Source organism: Mycobacterium sp. E183, from assembly GCF_001667735.1.
Taxonomy (GTDB): Bacteria; Actinomycetota; Actinomycetes; order Mycobacteriales; family Mycobacteriaceae; genus Mycobacterium.
On the sequence record NZ_LZJN01000105.1, the window covers coordinates 43,620 to 60,415 of the forward strand.

The 16,796-nt window shown below is 70.0% G+C and carries 18 protein-coding genes and 1 tRNA gene; 13 read left to right on the forward strand and 6 right to left on the reverse strand.

Annotated elements, in window-relative coordinates:
- Position 1 precedes the first annotated feature (1 nt).
- Both A5691_RS10480 and A5691_RS10485 read right to left on the reverse strand, forming a co-directional pair.
- Positions 2-2,011 carry an ATP-dependent DNA helicase gene (locus A5691_RS10480; protein WP_067782368.1) on the reverse strand — a complete coding sequence of 670 codons (2,010 nt, stop codon included), beginning with the start codon at positions 2,009-2,011 and terminating at the stop codon, positions 2-4.
- A gap of 18 nt (positions 2,012-2,029) precedes the next feature.
- The gene (locus A5691_RS10485) at positions 2,030-3,343 is read right to left on the reverse strand and encodes a nicotinate phosphoribosyltransferase (RefSeq protein WP_067782365.1); all 1,314 of its coding nucleotides are present in this window, start codon (positions 3,341-3,343) and stop codon (positions 2,030-2,032) included.
- Between the two features lie 67 nt (positions 3,344-3,410).
- Here A5691_RS10485 and clpS point away from each other — a divergent pair, with 67 nt between their 5' ends.
- From clpS to murI, 5 genes are read left to right on the forward strand one after another with little or no spacing between them, the layout of a single operon-like run.
- Positions 3,411-3,716 carry an ATP-dependent Clp protease adapter ClpS gene (gene clpS / locus A5691_RS10490; RefSeq protein ID WP_067757852.1) on the forward strand — a complete coding sequence of 102 codons (306 nt, stop codon included), beginning with the start codon at positions 3,411-3,413 and terminating at the stop codon, positions 3,714-3,716.
- Positions 3,717-3,741: 25 nt separating this feature from the next.
- A complete protein-coding gene (locus A5691_RS10495) occupies positions 3,742-4,323 on the forward strand; it encodes a DUF2017 domain-containing protein (protein WP_067757849.1) in 582 nt (193 codons plus the stop codon).
- Entirely contained in the window at positions 4,320-5,381 is a 1,062-nt protein-coding gene (locus A5691_RS10500; protein ID WP_067782362.1) for a P1 family peptidase, read from the forward strand. The genes A5691_RS10495 and A5691_RS10500 overlap by 4 nt, the downstream gene beginning before the upstream one ends.
- A gap of 35 nt (positions 5,382-5,416) precedes the next feature.
- On the forward strand, positions 5,417-6,097 hold the full coding sequence (locus A5691_RS10505; RefSeq protein ID WP_082950236.1) for a rhomboid family intramembrane serine protease: 681 nt from the start codon (positions 5,417-5,419) through the stop codon (positions 6,095-6,097).
- Positions 6,094-6,909 carry a glutamate racemase gene (gene murI / locus A5691_RS10510; RefSeq protein ID WP_067281152.1) on the forward strand — a complete coding sequence of 272 codons (816 nt, stop codon included), beginning with the start codon at positions 6,094-6,096 and terminating at the stop codon, positions 6,907-6,909. The genes A5691_RS10505 and murI overlap by 4 nt, the downstream gene beginning before the upstream one ends.
- Here murI and A5691_RS27950 read toward each other — a convergent pair.
- Positions 6,906-7,070: a 2-isopropylmalate synthase gene (locus A5691_RS27950; protein ID WP_156675699.1), complete on the reverse strand. Its 165-nt coding sequence runs from the start codon at positions 7,068-7,070 to the stop codon at positions 6,906-6,908. The genes murI and A5691_RS27950 overlap by 4 nt on opposite strands.
- A gap of 74 nt (positions 7,071-7,144) precedes the next feature.
- Here A5691_RS27950 and A5691_RS10515 point away from each other — a divergent pair, with 74 nt between their 5' ends.
- The 3 genes from A5691_RS10515 to rdgB are packed head-to-tail and all read left to right on the forward strand — an operon-like array spanning position 7,145 to position 9,381.
- A complete protein-coding gene (locus A5691_RS10515; RefSeq protein WP_067757840.1) occupies positions 7,145-7,927 on the forward strand; it encodes a cyclic nucleotide-degrading phosphodiesterase in 783 nt (260 codons plus the stop codon).
- Between the two features lie 24 nt (positions 7,928-7,951).
- Entirely contained in the window at positions 7,952-8,731 is a 780-nt protein-coding gene (gene rph / locus A5691_RS10520) for a ribonuclease PH (protein WP_067757838.1), read from the forward strand.
- Positions 8,732-8,775: 44 nt separating this feature from the next.
- On the forward strand, positions 8,776-9,381 hold the full coding sequence (gene rdgB / locus A5691_RS10525) for an RdgB/HAM1 family non-canonical purine NTP pyrophosphatase (RefSeq protein WP_067757836.1): 606 nt from the start codon (positions 8,776-8,778) through the stop codon (positions 9,379-9,381).
- 55 nt (positions 9,382-9,436) lie between these two features.
- Here rdgB and A5691_RS10530 read toward each other — a convergent pair whose 3' ends face one another.
- Together A5691_RS10530 and A5691_RS10535 are read right to left on the reverse strand one after the other, a co-directional pair.
- The gene (locus tag A5691_RS10530) at positions 9,437-9,787 is read right to left on the reverse strand and encodes a DUF3817 domain-containing protein (protein ID WP_067757833.1); all 351 of its coding nucleotides are present in this window, start codon (positions 9,785-9,787) and stop codon (positions 9,437-9,439) included.
- Positions 9,784-10,164, reverse strand: coding sequence for a hypothetical protein (locus A5691_RS10535; RefSeq protein WP_067757831.1), 381 nt, complete (start codon positions 10,162-10,164; stop codon positions 9,784-9,786). Before A5691_RS10535 ends, A5691_RS10530 begins: the two co-directional genes overlap by 4 nt.
- Before the next feature lie 97 nt (positions 10,165-10,261).
- Between A5691_RS10535 and A5691_RS10540 the strand changes: the two genes are divergently transcribed.
- A tRNA-Leu gene (locus A5691_RS10540) sits at positions 10,262-10,348 on the forward strand.
- 43 nt (positions 10,349-10,391) lie between these two features.
- Positions 10,392-10,730, forward strand: coding sequence for a hypothetical protein (locus A5691_RS10545; protein ID WP_197499069.1), 339 nt, complete (start codon positions 10,392-10,394; stop codon positions 10,728-10,730).
- On the opposite strand, the gene A5691_RS10550 is transcribed toward A5691_RS10545, so the two are convergent.
- Positions 10,727-11,152, reverse strand: coding sequence for a thiol-disulfide oxidoreductase DCC family protein (locus A5691_RS10550; protein WP_067757829.1), 426 nt, complete (start codon positions 11,150-11,152; stop codon positions 10,727-10,729). The genes A5691_RS10545 and A5691_RS10550 overlap by 4 nt on opposite strands.
- Positions 11,153-11,308: 156 nt before the next feature.
- Between A5691_RS10550 and A5691_RS10555 the strand changes: the two genes are divergently transcribed.
- The 3 genes from A5691_RS10555 (at position 11,309) to A5691_RS10565 (ending at position 16,791) form a co-directional block, all read left to right on the forward strand.
- A complete protein-coding gene (locus A5691_RS10555) occupies positions 11,309-13,894 on the forward strand; it encodes an ABC transporter ATP-binding protein/permease (protein WP_068018413.1) in 2,586 nt (861 codons plus the stop codon).
- Positions 13,891-15,627 carry an ABC transporter ATP-binding protein gene (locus tag A5691_RS10560; RefSeq protein ID WP_068018410.1) on the forward strand — a complete coding sequence of 579 codons (1,737 nt, stop codon included), beginning with the start codon at positions 13,891-13,893 and terminating at the stop codon, positions 15,625-15,627. The genes A5691_RS10555 and A5691_RS10560 overlap by 4 nt, the downstream gene beginning before the upstream one ends.
- A gap of 87 nt (positions 15,628-15,714) precedes the next feature.
- Positions 15,715-16,791: a phosphotransferase family protein gene (locus A5691_RS10565; protein ID WP_068018406.1), complete on the forward strand. Its 1,077-nt coding sequence runs from the start codon at positions 15,715-15,717 to the stop codon at positions 16,789-16,791.
- The last annotated feature ends 5 nt before the right edge of the window (positions 16,792-16,796 follow it).

The window sequence follows — 16,796 nt, forward strand, 5'->3', positions numbered from 1 at the left end:
CTCAGGCGGGCTGGCTTTCCGAGGTGGTGCGCAGCCGCTCCAGCGCGGCGCGGACCTGGGCCGGGTCGGTGGTCTGCCAGAACGGCGGCAGCGAGGCGCACAGGTAGCCGCCGTAGCCGGCGGTGACCATCCGCGAGTCCAGCACTGCGACCACTCCGCGGTCGGTGACGCGCCGCAAGAGCCGTCCCGAGCCCTGGGCCAGCAGCAGCGCGGCGTGGCTGGCGGCGACGGCCATGAAGCCGTTGCCGCCGCGCGCGGCCACCGCGCGCTGCCGCGCCCCCAGTAGCGGGTCGTCCGGCCGGGGAAAGGGGATGCGATCGATGAGCACCAGCGAGAGCGACGGACCCGGCACGTCGACGCCCTGCCACAGCGACAGGGTGCCGAACAGCGACGTCTGCGGGTCGGCGCTGAACTGCTCGACCAGCGCCGAGGTGCTGTCGTCGCCCTGACAGAGCACCGGCGTCGACAACCGCTGGCGCATGGCCTCCGCGGCGGCCCGCGCGGCGCGCATCGACGAGAACAATCCCAGGGTCCGCCCACCCGCCGCGGTGATCAGCTCCTCGATCTCGGTCAGCTGTTCGGCGGAACCCGTGCCGTCGCGGCCCGGTGGCGGCAGGTGGGCGGCGACGTAAAGGATCCCCGCCTTGGCGTGGTGGAACGGCGAGCCGACGTCGATGCCGCGCCAGCGCGCGTCCCCGGTGTCCGCGGCGGTCAGCCCCCACGCCGCCGCCATGGCGTCGAAGGACCCGCCGATGGCCAGGGTCGCCGACGTCAACACCGTGGTGGAACGGGAGAACACCCGGTCGCGCAGCAGGCCGGCGACCGACAGCGGGGCCACCCGCAACACCGGGCGCGTGGCGCCCCTGTTGTCCTCGTGATCCAGCCACACCACGTCGGTGCGATCGGGGATCGCCGGGGCGAAGGACGTGAGGACGCGCGAGGCGGTGTCGGAGATCTCGCTCAGCGCCGCCACCGCTTCGGCGCGGGCCGCGGCGGCTTTCGCGTCGCTCGTGCCGTCGATCGCCGAGCGTGCCGCGCCGGCCGCGTCGCGCAGCGTGGTCAGGTAGGTGGCCAGCTCGTCGTCGAGGCGGTCGATGCGGCCCGGTGTGGCCTCGTGGATCGCCGCGGCGAAGTTGGCCGTCGTCGCCTCCAGGCGTTGTGTGAGTTCTGGATTCACCAGCCGGGCGATTCGGCGCGCCGCCACACCCAGGGCGGCCGGCGTCAGCTCGGCGGTTGCCACCGAGGTCACCCGGTCGACCAGCTCGTGGGCCTCGTCCACCACCAGCAACTCGTGCTCGGGCAGCACGGCCGATTCGGCGACGGCGTCGATGGCAAGCAGCGCGTGGTTGGTCACCACGATGTCGGCGGCGCCGGCCCGGCCGCGCGCCCGCTCGGAGAAGCACTCGGCGCCGAACGGGCAGCGTGCCACGCCCAGACATTCGCGCGCCGAAACGCTGACCTGGGACCAGGATCGTTCTGGCACACCGGGTTTCAGGTCGTCGCGGTCGCCGGAGTCCGTGGTCGACGCCCAGGCGGTGAGGCGTTGGACGTCGCGGCCCAGGGCGGTGGCCGCCATGGGATCGAAGAGCTCCTCCTGCGGCCGGTCGCCGGTGTCATCCTCGGCCTCGGCGCCGCCGTTGTGAATCTTGTTCAGGCACAGATAATTTCGGCGACCCTTGAGCAGCGCGAATTGCGGGCGGCGGGGGAGCGCATCGGCGAGCGAATCGATGAGCCTGGGCAGATCGCGATCGACGAGCTGGCGCTGCAGCGCGATGGTCGCCGTGGACACGACGACGGGCGAGTCGTCGTCGATGGCACGGACGATCGCCGGCACTAGGTAGGCCAGCGACTTTCCGGTGCCGGTGCCGGCCTGCACGACCAGATGCTCACCGGTGGCGAACGCCCGCGTGACGGCGTCGGCCATCTCGAGCTGGCCGCTGCGCTCACTGCCGCCGAGCGCGGCCACGGCGAGGGCCAGCAACTCGGGCACGGACACTTCGGACGTGGCTATCCTCTTTGCTCTTCGGTGCTACGGGCGGGCGGCGGGGATCTGCGTCGTCGGGATCGCGGGCTCGCCCTGCGACAGATTCAAACCCTCCCACGGCAGACTGCGCAGCCCGGAAGCTACCAGCTCTCGCGCCGCGGCCACATTCGGTTTGGCCACCACGTCGCCGCCGCGCACCAGCGGGACCGTCAACGCCCGATACGGTTCGGTGACCGAGGGCGGGCGGCCGGCGGGATACACCACTTCTTCGGTGACGGTGCCCGACGAGCGGGCCAGGCGCAGCGCCTCCTTGCGACCGCCACGGGATTCCTTGTGGCTGCTGCGCTTCTGCACCGGCATGCCGTCCACTTCGACCAGCTTGTAGACCATGTTCGCCGTCGGTGCGCCCGAACCCGTCACGAGCGACGTGCCGACGCCGTAGCTGTCGACCGGTTCGGCACCCAACGCGGCGATGGAGAACTCGTCGAGGTCGCCGGAGACCACGATCCGGGTCCCGGTGGCGCCCAGCCGGTCGAGCTGGTCGCGGACCTGGCGGGTCAGCACGCCCAGCTCGCCGGAGTCGATGCGCACCGCCCCGAGCGCGTCCCCGGCGGCGGCCACGGCGTTGGCCACGCCGGCGGTCACGTCATAGGTGTCCACCAGCAGGGTGGTGCCGACGCCCAGCGCGTCGACCTGAGCGCGGAACGCGGCCAGTTCGGTCACCTCGGCGGGTTCGCCGCTCGCGTGCAGCATCGTGAACGCGTGCGCGGAGGTGCCCTCCGCGGGGATGCCGTATCGGCGCTGGGCCTCGAGGTTGGAGGACGCGGCGAAGCCGGCGATGTAGGCGGCGCGCGCCGCGGCGACCGCGGCGTGCTCGTGGGTTCGCCGTGAACCCATCTCGATCAGCGGGCGGTCCCTGGCCGCGCTGACCATCCGCGCCGCCGCCGACGCGACCGCCGTGTCGTGATTGAAGATCGACAGCGCCAATGTCTCCAGCACGACGCACTCGGCGAACGTGCCGGTCACCGACAACACGGGCGAACCGGGGAAGTACAGCTCGCCTTCGGCGTAGCCGTCGATGTCACCCCCGAAACGGAAATCCCGCAAGTAGCGCAACGTATCCGGATCGAGGAATTGGCCCAGCAACTGGCACGCCTCGTCGCCAAAGCCGAATTGGGGCAACGCCTCGAGCAGCCGCCCCGTGCCGCACACCACGCCGTAACGGCGGCCGTCGGGCAGCCGGCGTGCGAACAGTTCGAAGGTCGTCGCGCGGTCGGCGGTGCCGTCTCGCAGCGCCGCCGCCAGCATCGTCAACTCGTACTTGTCGGTTAGCAGCCCAGTTACGACCGGGTCATTCATTCCATAACGGTATCGGCTGCCGTCGGGGGCTCGGAAACCTCACGTCACCCTCGGTATCGTGTAGGCCATGGTTGTAATGTCAGCGCCCGCTAAGCCGGGCACTACAGGACAACGTGAGTCCGCCCCGTTAGACGTCACGGCGAGTCCGTGGGTCACGATCGTGTGGGATGACCCGGTCAATCTGATGACCTACGTGACGTATGTGTTCCAGAAGTTGTTCGGCTATAGCGAGCCGCACGCCACCAAGCTCATGTTGCAGGTACACAACGAGGGCAGGGCGGTGGTGTCGGCCGGTAGCCGGGAATCCATGGAAGTCGACGTCTCCAAGCTGCATGCCGCCGGGTTGTGGGCGACGCTGCAGCAGGACCGGTAATCGGCGAGGGCCCCGGCGATTACCTGTGCGCAAATGGAAGCGCGTCGAGACCGCGGACGGTCCCAGTTTTCGGTCCGCGCTGGCGGCTCACGAAGCCGCCCTGCTGAAGAACCTGGCAACGGCCATGGTCGGGTTGCTCGACGAGCGTGAGTCCTCCACTCCCGCAGACGAACTCGAGGAGATCACCGGCATCAAGACGGGAAACAGCGAACCGCCGAAGGATCCGACCCTGCGCCGGCTGCTGCCCGATTTCTTCCATCCGGACGACGCTGATCCGTCCGGCCCCGACGCCGCGGAGAGCCTGAACGCCGCGCTGCGCAGCCTGCACGAGCCCGAGATCATCGACGCCAAACGTCTTGCCGCGCAGCGGTTGTTGGATACGGTTCCCGATGGCGGCGGCCGGTTCAACCTGAGCGAGGAGGACGCGAACGCCTGGGTCGCGGCGGTCAACGACATCCGGCTGACGTTGGGGGTCATGCTCGAGGTCGGGCCGCAAGGACCGGAGCGCCTGCCCGCCGACCACCCGCTGGCCGTGCACTTCGACGTCTACCAGTGGCTGACCGTCCTGCAGGAATACCTCGTTCTGGTGCTCATGGGGCCCCGATGAGCCCCGATGGCGGCCGGACGGACGCCATCACCGACGTCGGGGGCATCCGCGTCGGGCACCACCAACGACTCGACCCCGACGCGACCATGGGCGCCGGATGGGCCTCCGGCGTCACCGTCGTGCTGACACCGCCGGGGACCGTGGGCGCGGTCGATTGCCGCGGCGGTGCGCCCGGCACGCGGGAGACCGACCTGCTCGATCCCGCCAACACCGTCCGGTACGTCGACGCGGTCTTGCTCGCCGGCGGCAGTGCCTACGGTTTGGCGGCCGCCGACGGCGTCATGCGCTGGCTGGAGGAGCGCGAGCGCGGCGTGGCGATGGGCGGCGGTGTGGTGCCCATCGTGCCCGGCGCGGTGATATTCGATCTGCCGGTCGGCGGCTGGGACTGTCGCCCGACGCCGGAGTTCGGCTACCTGGCCTGCGAAGCCGCCGACGTTGCGGGGGCGCCGGCCGTCGGGAGCGTCGGCGCGGGTGTCGGGGCGCGGGCCGGGGTGCTCAAGGGCGGCGTCGGGACCGCCTCGACGGCGCTGCCGTGCGGGGTGACCGTCGGCGCGGTGGTCGTGGTGAACTCCGCCGGCGACGTCGCCGACCGGGCCACCGGCCTGCCGTGGATGGCGGACTTGGTAAGGGAGTTCGGGCTGCGGCCACCGCCGGCGGAGCAGATCGACGCCTTCGCGCAGTTGCCCACCGCGGCGAGCCCGCTGCAGAACCCGCTCAACACCGTCATCGGGGTGGTGGCGACCGACGCGGCGCTCAGCCCGGCCGCGTGTCGCCGCGTCGCCGTCGCCGCCCAGGACGGACTGGCCCGCGCCATCCGCCCGGCACACACCCCGTATGACGGCGACACGGTCTTCGCGCTGGCGACCGGGGCGGTCGAGGTGCCGCCGACGGCAGACTCGCCCGCCTCGTTTTCGCCGGAGATGCGGCTGGCCGCGGAGGTGGGTGCCGCGGCGGCCGACTGCGTGGCGCGGGCGGTGCTGGCCGGCGTGTTCGCGGCGGGTTCGGTGGCGGGGATACCGACCTACCGGGGCGTGTTGTCGGGTGCGTTCGCCCCATGACGGACTCGCGCCGTCGGCGCCGGTAACCTGCAGCTATGGGTAAGACGACCCCGAAGGGACGTCCCGGCGCACCGGCGGGCCAGGCGAAGCGGCCCACGTGGATGGTGGGCGGGGCCACGATCCTGACCTTCGTCGCGCTGCTCTACCTCATCGAGCTCATCGATCAGCTGACTCGGCATTCCCTGGACGAAAACGGCATCAGGCCGCTCGAGGCCGACGGGCTGTGGGGGATCGTCTTCGCCCCGGTCCTGCACGCCAACTGGCAGCATCTGATGGCCAACACGATCCCGCTTCTGGTGCTGGGCTTCCTGATGACGCTGGCCGGGCTGAGCCGGTTCGTCTGGGCCACGGCGATCGTGTGGATCCTCGGCGGTTTCGGCACCTGGCTGATCGGCAACGTGGGCAGCTCCTGCGGGCCGACCGATCACATCGGGGCCTCCGGCCTGATCTTCGGCTGGCTGGCCTTTTTGCTCGTGTTCGGGATCTTCGTGCGCAGGTTCGCCGACATCGCGATCGGATTGGTGGTGCTGTTCGCGTACGGCGGCGTGCTGCTGGGCGCCATGCCGGTGCTGGGCAGGTGTGGGGGCGTGTCGTGGCAGGGTCACCTCTGCGGCGCCATCGCCGGTGTCATCGCCGCGTATTGGTTGTCCGCACCGGAACGCAAGGCCCGCGCGAAGAGGAAAGCCGGCGCCACGACGCCGCGCCCCCAGACATGAGCTCGCCGTTGGCGCCCGTCGGGATCTTCGATTCCGGCGTCGGGGGACTGACCGTCGCGCGGGCCATCATCGACCAATTGCCCGACGAGGACATCGTCTACGTCGGCGACACCGGCCACGGGCCGTACGGTCCGCTCACCATTCCCGAGGTCCGCGCGCACGCGCTGGCGATCGGCGACGACCTGGTGGGCCGCGGCGTCAAGGCGTTGGTGATCGCCTGCAACACGGCGTCGGCGGCGTGCCTGCGGGACGCCCGCGAGCGCTACGACGTGCCGGTCGTCGAGGTGATCCTGCCGGCGGTGCGCCGCGCGGTCGCCACGACGCGCAACGGTCGCATCGGTGTCATCGGCACGCGGGCGACCATCAACTCGCACGCCTACCAGGACGCGTTCGCCGCCGCCCGCGACACCGAGATCACCGCGGTGGCCTGTCCGCGCTTCGTCGACTTCGTCGAGCGCGGTGTGACCAGTGGCCGCCAGGTGCTCGGGCTGGCGGAGGGCTATCTGGAGCCGTTGCAGCGCGCCCAGGTCGACACCCTGGTGCTCGGCTGCACGCATTACCCGCTGCTGTCCGGGTTGATCCAGCTGGCGATGGGCGAGCACGTGACGCTGGTGTCCAGCGCCGAGGAAACCGCCAAGGAGGTGCTGCGGGTGCTCACCGAGCGCGACCTGCTGCGCCCGCATGACGCGCCACCCGCGACCCGGGTCTTCGAAGCCACCGGCGACCCCGAGGCCTTCACCAAGTTGGCGGCCCGGTTCCTGGGTCCCGCGGTCACCGGTGTGCAACCCGTTCACCACGTGCGGATCGACTAATGCGATTGATGGCGACCCACTTCGCCCGGCTTCGCCGCGCTCGTGATCGCCATGTGCGATTGTTGGCGACCCACTTCGCCCGGCTTCGCCGCGCTCGTGATCGCCACGTGCGGTTGATGGCGACCCACTTCGCCCGGCTTCGCCGCGCTCGTGATCGCCATGTGCGGATGACGAGATTCTCATCACATGAATGCGGCGATGTTTTCGTCACGGTCGCATCGGGCATGGCACAGTAGTGTCCGTGCGAATAACCGTGCTCGGCTGCTCGGGCAGCGTGGTGGGGCCGGATTCGCCCGCGTCGGGATATCTGCTCCGGGCACCGGACACTCCGCCGATGGTCATCGACTTCGGCGGCGGTGTATTGGGCGCGCTGCAGCGCTACGCCGATCCCGCCTCCGTGCACGTGCTCCTGTCACACCTACACGCCGACCACTGCCTCGATCTGCCCGGCCTGTTCGTATGGCGGCGCTATCACCCGTCCCGCCCCGGCGGCAAGGCGTTGTTGTACGGCCCCGGTGACACCTGGTCTCGACTGGGCGCCGCCTCGTCACCGTATGGCGGCGAAATCGACGACTGCTCAGACATTTTCGACGTTCGGCACTGGGTCGACGGCGAACCGGTGACCTTCGGGTCGCTCACGGTGACGCCGCGGGTGGTGGCCCACCCGACGGAGTCCTACGGCATGAGGATCACCGATTCAACCGGCGCTTCGTTCGTCTACAGCGGCGACACCGGCGTGTGTGACCAGTTGGTCGAGTTGGCTCGCGACGCCGACGTCTTCCTCTGCGAAGCCTCCTGGACGCACTCGCCGGACCGGCCGCCCGCCCTGCACCTGTCGGGCACCGAGGCGGGCAGGACCGCGGCGCAGGCCGGCGTTCGCGAGCTGTTGCTCACCCACATCCCGCCGTGGACGTCGCGTGAGGACGTGATCAGCGAGGCCAAGGCCGAGTTCGACGGCCCCGTCCACGCGGTGGTGTGCGGCGAAACGTTCGACATCCGCCGCTCTGAAAGGGTCTGAGCGCCCCGCGTTAGGGTTGGCGTCGTGACCAGAAGAGAAGACGGCCGCCTCGACGACGAGCTTCGACCCGTAGTCATCACCCGCGGATTCACCGACCACCCGGCTGGGTCGGTGCTGATCGAATTCGGCCACACCAAGGTCATGTGCACCGCCAGCGTCACCGAGGGGGTGCCGCGCTGGCGCAAGGGGTCGGGTCTGGGGTGGCTGACCGCGGAGTACGCGATGCTGCCGTCGGCCACCCACACGCGCTCCGACCGCGAAGCCGTGAAGGGGCGCCTGTCCGGGCGCACCCAGGAGATCAGCCGGCTGGTCGGGCGCTCGCTGCGGGCCTGCATCGACCTGGCGGCGTTGGGGGAGAACACCATCGCCGTCGACTGCGACGTGCTGCAGGCCGACGGCGGCACCCGCACCGCCGCCATCACGGGCGCCTTCGTCGCGCTGGCCGACGCCGTGACCTACCTTGCCGCGGCCGGCAAGCTCTCCGACCCCCGGCCGCTGTCGTGCGCCATCGCGGCGGTCAGCGTCGGGGTGGTCGACGGCCGGATCCGGGTGGACCTGCCCTACGAGGAAGATGCGCGGGCCGAGGTCGACATGAACGTCGTCGCCACCGACACCGGAACCCTCGTGGAGGTGCAGGGGACCGGCGAGGGGGCGACGTTCCCGCGCTCGACGTTGGACAAGCTGCTCGACGTGGCGCTGGCTGCCTGTGACAAGCTGTTCGCCGCCCAGCGCGAGGCGCTGGCCCTGCCGTACCCGGGCGAGCTCCCCGAGGGGGCTCCGCCGCCGAAGGCGTTCGGCAGCTGACCGGGTCAGATGGTGCTGACCCGCGGCGCCCGGCTTCGCCACGGTTGCGATCATCGCGGCTGCTGGTCGCCAGCCGCAACCGCAAAAAGCTCGCCGAACTGCGCCGGGTGCTCGACGCGGCCGGGCTGACGGGGTTGACGTTGGTGTCTTTGGACGACGTGCCCGCCTTCGCGGAGGCGCCCGAGACGGGCGCCACTTTTGAGGACAACGCGTTGGCCAAGGCTCGCGATGCGTTCGCCGCGACGGGCTTACCCGCGGTGGCCGACGACTCCGGTCTGGAGGTGGCCGCGTTGAACGGGATGCCCGGCGTGCTCTCGGCGCGCTGGTCGGGTAACCACGGCGACGACGCCGCCAACACCGGGCTGCTGCTGGCGCAGTTGAGCGACGTGCCCGACGACCGGCGCGGCGCGGCCTTCGTCTCCGCCTGCGCCCTGGCCGGGCCGTCCGGGGAGGTCGTCGTCCGCGGCGAGTGGTCCGGGACCATCGCGCGGGAACCGCGGGGCGGCGGCGGTTTCGGCTATGACCCGGTTTTCCTTCCGGCCGGGTCCGACCGCACCGCGGCGGAGCTCAGTCCCGAGGAGAAGGACGCGGTCTCGCATCGCGGCCGCGCGCTGGCGTTGCTGGTGCCGGCGCTGCGCGAGTTGGCCTAGGCGTCCGCCCGCATCGTGTGTCGCGCGGTCGAGCGGCTTCCGTCGCGGATGAGGTCTACAAGTCGAAGCGGGCCTTCACGTCCCTGGTCTGGACTTGCTCGACGATGATCCCCAGCAGCGGGATGGTGCCGGCAAGGAGGACACCGATCGTCTTGGGTATTGGCCAGCGGACCTTGACGGCCAGATTGAAGGCGGTCAGGACATAGATGAAGTACACCCAACCGTGCACCACTTCGATCCAGCGGATCTCGTGGTGCAGGACAAGGTGCGAGACGATCTCGTAGCACAGTGCGATCAGCCAGAGCCCCGTCGCCCACGCCATGACCCGGTAGCCGAGCAACGCGCTGCGGATCTTCTCCACGGGGAATGCCGACGCCTGAGGTCCAGGTGTCTCCGGTGTGGTCATGCGGTGGTCCTGTTCTGCTTTTGGGTGTCTTGTTTGGCAAGCTCGGCCAGGTAGGCGTTGTACTCCGCCAGCGCGGGATCGTCGGACGGCTGTTGCATCGGCTTGGGGCGTTCGGGCAGCAAGCCGGAGGGTATCTCGGTGAGTTCGGTATCGCGCCGAGGCTCGGGCGGCATCTCTTCGTAGCGCACGTATTTGCGGTATGCGTACACGCAGAACCAGGCGAACAACGGCCACTGCAGCGCATAGCCGAGGTTCTGGAACGTGCCGGAGACCGACTGGAACCTGGTCCATTGCCACCAGCCCAGCGCCAGGCAACCACACGCCGCGACGATCACCAAGGCGATCAGGGCGGGCCTGCGACGACGCGTAGTGGACACCCCTTGACGGTACCGCTCACGACTTGGCTCCGACGAATACGTCGAGGCGCGCCACCACCGGGCCGGTCCCCGCACTGAGCGGTACGATCGGCACGCTGCGGGCGTGGTGGAATTGGCAGACACCCCGGCTTTAGGTGCCGGTGCTCGAAAGAGCGTGGGGGTTCGAGTCCCTCCGCCCGCACCATCTGTTCGCCTTCGGCGGGCGTTAAACCCTCCCTGCGGGGTACGTGCAATGCACGGGACACCAGGGAGACGCCATGGCCATCGGAAACGACGAAACAGTTACCGCCAAAGATGTCGAGCGAGCCGAACGACGGGCCGCGGAAGCGCGGGAACGCGCCGCGCATGCCGGGCTCTCGGCCGCTCGCAGCTTGGAGGAATCGGCCCTGCAGCACGAACGAATCGCGCGGGTCCAAGACCGCAGCGTCGAACAACGCGTGTCTGACGTGGGTGCACACCAGAAATCGGCGGTTCACCATCGCGAGTTCGCGGCCGAGGACCGCAAGCTGGCCGAGCTGAAAAGGAGTGAGTCCGAGGCCGACCTGGCCCTCGACGCGGACTACTAGGCCTGCAGAAAGCGGGCACGAACCTCCGGCGGCGGCAGCGGACACGTGTCGTATTTGCCGAAGATGCGATAGCGGACGTCCGCGATCCGGTCGTAGAGCCAGTCGCGCAGGGGAGCCGGGATGATGCGGGCGGCCCCGAGCAGCTTCCACGGACCGCCAAGGTAATCCACCACGCGCAGGGCGGCCGCGGACCGGACGGCGACGCGTTCTCCCGGCTGTTCGGGTTCGTCGACGAACACCACCGAGTCCACGTCTTTGACGGCCGGGTGCCGGGCAAAGACCTCCTGGGCGAAATCGCTGTCCAGGGGCGCGAAGCGCAGCGTGCCGTGGGGATCGAACCGAAGTATCGTCCGCACCGCTGAGTTGCAGACGCCGCAGACCCCGTCGTAGAGCAACACCGGCGGAACCGATTCACCGCTCACACGTCCAGGCTACCGATCGACCCCCGGCAGCCCGAGTTTGACCTTTGGTAAGGCAACCCTTAGTTTGTGGCGGTAACGTATTCAGCGGAGGTTCCGTCCGGCCGGCCGCTCCTGAAGTCCGTCGCGAAGCCTCAGCGCCGCGGGAAAGGACCGCCGATGGCACGCGGGTTCCAGGGCGTGATGTTGCGCAGCTTCGGCGCTCGCGACCACACCGCGACGGTGCTCGAAACCGTCCAGATTGCACCGCATTTCGTGCGGGTGCGGATGGCGTCGCCGACACTGTTCGAGGACGTGGATGCCGAACCCGCCGCGTGGCTGCGGTTCTGGTTTCCCGACCCCGACGGATCCAACACCGAGTTCCAGCGCGCCTACACCATCTCCGAGGCCGACGCCACGAACTGCCGATTCGCGGTCGACGTCGTGCTGCACGAGCCCGCAGGCCCGGCGTCGAAGTGGGCGCGCACCGTGGAACCCGGCGCGACGATCGCCGTCATGGCGCTGATGGGCTCGTCGCGCTTCGACGTGCCACCCGAGCAGCCGGCCGGCTACCTGCTGATCGGTGACTCGGCGTCGATCCCCGGCATGAACGGGATCATCGGAGTCGTCCCCAACGAAGTGCCGATCGAGATGTATCTCGAGCAACACGACGACCATGACGTCCTGATCCCGATCGCGCCGCACCCCCGTCTGAAAGTGCACTGGGTGGCCCGCCGCGACGAGAAGTCCCTTGCGGCGGCGATCCATAACCGCGACTGGTCCAACTGGTACGCGTGGGCCACACCCGAGGCCACGGTCCTCAAGCACGTCCGCACGCGACTGCGCGACGACTTCGGTTTTCCCAAGTCGGAGATTCACGCCCAGGCCTACTGGAGCGCCGGCCGGGCGATGGGCATCCAGCGCGGCGACGAGCCCGCATCCGTGAATGAGCCCGCACACGAGCAGGTTTCGCCGCCAGGACCGACCTCGCAGACGCCCGCCCCCGCAGCGCGCGGCCACTGGCGCGCTCAGGGGGCCGGCCGGTTGCTCGCGCCGTTGCGCTCGGCGCTGATTCTTTCCGGGGTGCTGCAGGCCGTCATCACCATGGTGCAGCTGGCGCCGTTCGTCCTGCTGGTCGAGCTGGCCCGCCTGCTGGTCACCGGGGCGCCCGCATCCCGACTCTGGAACGTCGGGATCGCGGCCGTTGCGCTGCTGGGAACGGGCGCCGTCCTGGGCGCGGCGCTCACGCTGTGGCTGCACGTCGTCGACGCCCGGTTCGCCGCCGACCTGCGGTCGCGGTTGTTGCGCAAGCTATCCCGATTGCCACTGGGCTGGTTCACCACGCGTGGATCGGGCTCGATCAAGCAGCTGCTGCAGGACGACACGCTGTCGCTGCACTATCTGGTCACCCACGCCATCCCGGACGCGGTCGCGGCGATCATCGCCCCGGTGGCGGTGCTGGTCTACCTCTTCGCCGTCGACTGGCGGGTGGCGCTCGTGCTGTTCCTGCCCGTGCTGGTGTACCTGGTGTTGACGTCGTCGCTCACGATTCAGTCGGGCCCGCGCATTCCGCAATCGCAGCGCTGGGCCGAGAAGATGAGCGGCGAGGCCGGCGCCTACCTGGAGGGCCAGCCGGTGATCCGCGTCTTCGGCGGCGCGGCCGCCTCCAGTTTCCGCCGCCGCCTGGACGAATACGTCGAATTCCTGGTCTCCTGGCAGCGGCCGCTCGCCGGCAAGAAGACGCTGATGGACCTGGTCACCCGGCCCTCCACCTTCTTGTGGCTCATCGTGCTCACGGGCACCCTGCTCACCGTCACCGGGCGGATGGATCCGGTGAATCTCGTGCCGTTCCTGTTGCTGGGCACCACATTCGGGGCACGCCTGCTGGGTATCGCGTACGGAGTGGGCGGCATCAGCGCCGGCATGCTGGCCGCCCGGCGCCTGCAGAACACACTCGACGAGCCCGAACTCGCCGTGCGGCCGCAAGACGGGTCCGGGGATCCGTCGGCGACGGTGGTGTTCGACGGCGTCAGCTTCGGCTATCGCCCGGGCGTCCCGGTGATCCGCGACGTGTCGCTGACGCTGCGGCCCGGCACCGTCACCGCCCTCGTCGGCCCGTCCGGGTCCGGCAAGTCCACGCTGGCCGCCCTGCTGGCCCGGTTCCACGACGTCGAAGAGGGCGCGATACGCGTTGGGGGGCAAGACATCCGGTCGATGGCCGCCGATGAGCTCTACGAGAAGGTCGGCTTCGTCCTGCAGGAGACGCAGCTGGTGCACGGCACCGTCGCCGAGAACATCGCGCTGGCCGTCCCGGATGCCGCCGCGGCGCAGATTCAGGAGGCGGCGCGCCAGGCCCAGATCCACGACCGCATCATGCGATTGCCTGACCGCTACGACACGGTGCTCGGCGCGGGAACGGGGTTGTCGGGCGGGGAACGGCAGCGGTTGACGATCGCGCGGGCAATCCTGGCGGACACCCCGGTCCTGATCCTCGACGAGGCCACCGCGTTCGCCGACCCCGAATCGGAATACCTTGTGCAGCAAGCGCTTAACCGGCTGACCCGGCATCGCACCGTCCTGGTGATCGCCCATCGGCTGCACACGGTCACCGGAGCCGACCAGATCGTCGTGCTCGACCACGGCCGGATCGCCGAACGCGGCACGCACGACGAGTTGCTGGCCGCCGACGGCCGATACCGGCGGCTGTGGGAAGGCGGCCGGCGTGACCCGGTTGCCGCCACCACCGCTCGGGAGGGGACGCGATGATCCGCACCTGGTTGGGGCTGGTGCCCGCGGATCGCCGGGCCGGGGTCATCGCCTACGCCGCGCTCGCGTTGCTGTCCGTAGTGGTGCGGGCGGCGGCCACCGTGCTGCTGGTGCCGTTGGTGGGCGCCCTGTTCGACAACCCGCACCGCGCGCTCGGGTGGCTCGCCTGGCTCACGGCCGCCACCGTCGTCGGATGGGTGATCGACACCGCGACCGCGCGCATCGGCTTCGATCTCGGGTTCGCCGTCCTCGACCACAGCCAGCACGACGTCGCGGACCGGCTGCCCGGCATGCGGCTGGACTGGTTCACCGCCGAGCACACCGCGACGGCGCGCCAGGCCATCGCCGCCACCGGGCCGGAACTGGTCGGCCTGGTCGTCAACCTGCTGACGCCGCTGATCTCCGCCATCCTGCTGCCCGCCGCCATCGCGGTCGCCCTACTCCCGATCTCGTGGCAGCTCGGCGCGGCCGCGCTCGGCGGCGTGCCGCTGCTCTTGGGTGCGCTGTGGGCCTCAGCGCGACTGACGCGGCGCGCCGACGCCGCAGCCGACGAAGCCAACGGCGGGCTCACCGAGCGGATCATCGAATTCGCCCGCACCCAGCAGGCGCTGCGGGCCGCACGGCGGGTCGAACCGGCGCGCAGCCTGGTCGGCGACGCGCTCGCCGCGCAACACGGGGCGTCCATGCGCTTGCTGTCCATGCAGGTCCCGGGTCAGCTGCTGTTCAGCCTGGCCAGCCAGCTGTCGCTCATCCTGCTGGCGGGGGCGACCGCGGCGCTGACGGTCGACAGGGCCCTCTCAGTGCCCGAGGCCATCGCCTTGATCGTCGTCATCGTGCGCTACCTCGAACCGTTCACCACGATCAGCGAATTGGCGCCGGCCCTGGAGAGCACCCGCGCGACGCTCGACCGCATCCGGTCGGTGCTCACGGCGCCACTGATGAGCTCCGGGCCCGCCACGCTGCCCGTCACCGCGGCGGCGCCCCGCATCGAGTTCGACGACGTCGAGTTTCGGTATGGCGATGCGACCGCGCCGGTGCTCGACGGGGTGAGCTTCACCCTGGCGCCGGGCAGCACGACGGCGATCGTCGGCCCGTCCGGATCGGGGAAGAGCACCATCCTGGCGCTGATCGCCGGACTGCACGAACCGACCCGCGGCCGGGTCCTGATCGACGGCGTCGACGCGGCGACGCTGGACGCCGAGACCCGCCGGGCGGCGAGCAGCGTCGTGTTCCAGCATCCCTACCTGTTCCACGGGTCGATCCGGGACAACGTGTCCGCCGGCGACCCCGGCGCCGGCGATGACCGCTTCAAGCGGGCCGTGACCCTCGCCCGCGTCGACGAACTCATCGGCCGGTTGCCCGAGGGCGCCGACACGATCGTCGGCGAAGCCGGCTCGGCGCTGTCCGGGGGCGAACGCCAGCGGGTCAGCATCGCGCGGGCGCTGCTCAAGCCGGCCCCGATATTGCTGGTCGACGAGGCGACCAGCGCTTTGGACACCGAGAACGAGGCCGCGGTGGTCGACGCGCTGACACTCGATCCGCGGGCGCGCACCCAGGTGATCGTCGCGCACCGGCTGGCCAGCATCAGTCACGCCGACCGTGTCCTGTTCCTGGACGACGGTCGAGTGGTCGAGGACGGAACTGTCGGCGAATTGCTCGCGGCGGGTGGACGTTTCGACGAGTTCTGGCGCCAGCAGCACGAGGCCGCCGAATGGCGCATTCTCGCCGACTAATGTGAAGCAGTTGACCGCAACTCTTGCGGTATGCCTTACAGTTTGTCAGTCGGACGGGGCCGTCCGGGTACAGGAGGCGCGCTGTTCATGAGTGCTGTGGTGTCGATTCCGCGGTATCCCGCCGACGTAACCCCGCAATGGTTATCGGCCGCGCTGAGCGGACGCGGCACCCCCGTCGAGGTCACCGACGTGGACGTGACCCCGATCGGCACGGGGCAGACCGGCGCGACCTATCGGGTGACCGCCCGCTACGCGACCGAGGCTGTCGACCTTCCGCAAACGTTCGTGATCAAGCTGCCGTCGCAGAACGACACCGTGCGTGACCGGGTCGTCCTCGGATATCGCAGCGAGTGCGCGTTCTATTCGTCCGTGGCGGAGCGGGTGCAGGTGCCGACGCCGCAGTGCTTCTATTCCGAGATCACCGACGACGCAATGGACTTCGCGTTGCTGCTCGCCGATCAGGCGCCGGCCGTGCAGGGCGATCAGCTCGCCGGCTGCGGTGAAGCCGAAGCGCGACTCGCGGTCACCGCCCTGGCCGGCCTGCACGCGCCCAGCTGGTGCGATCCATTCTGGCTCGATTTCCCGGGCATCGCCTTCGGCAGGCCGGACGAGGCCGGCGCCGGCGGCATGGGCGAGGTGGCGAAGATGAGCGCCGACATCACGCTCGACAAGCTCGGCGACCGGATGAGCGCCGACGACCGCGAGACCTTCAGCGCGGCAATGGGTCTGGTGACGCCGTGGTTGCTGTCCGAGTACGACCGGTTCGCCCTGCTGCACGGCGACTACCGCCTGGACAACCTGCTGTTCGACCCGGACCGGACCCGGGTCAGCGTGGTCGACTGGCAGACGCTCGGCGTCGGGCTGCCGGCCCGGGATCTGGCCTATTTCACCGCGACCAGCCTCAATCCGCAGCTGCGCGCGACCATCGAAGAAGAGCTCGTGGGTGACTATCATCGCGCGCTGGCGGCCGGCGGCGTCACCGGCTACGACCGCGAAACATGTTGGCGCGACTACCGGCTCGGGGTCCTGCAGGCGCCGCTGATCTCGGCGCTGGGTTTTGCCTTCGCCGCCGCTACCGAGCGGGGCGACGACATGGTGCTGGCCATGCTCGCCCGAGGGTGTCAAGCGATCCGCGAGCTGGGAACGCTGGACCTGATCGGCTGAGACCT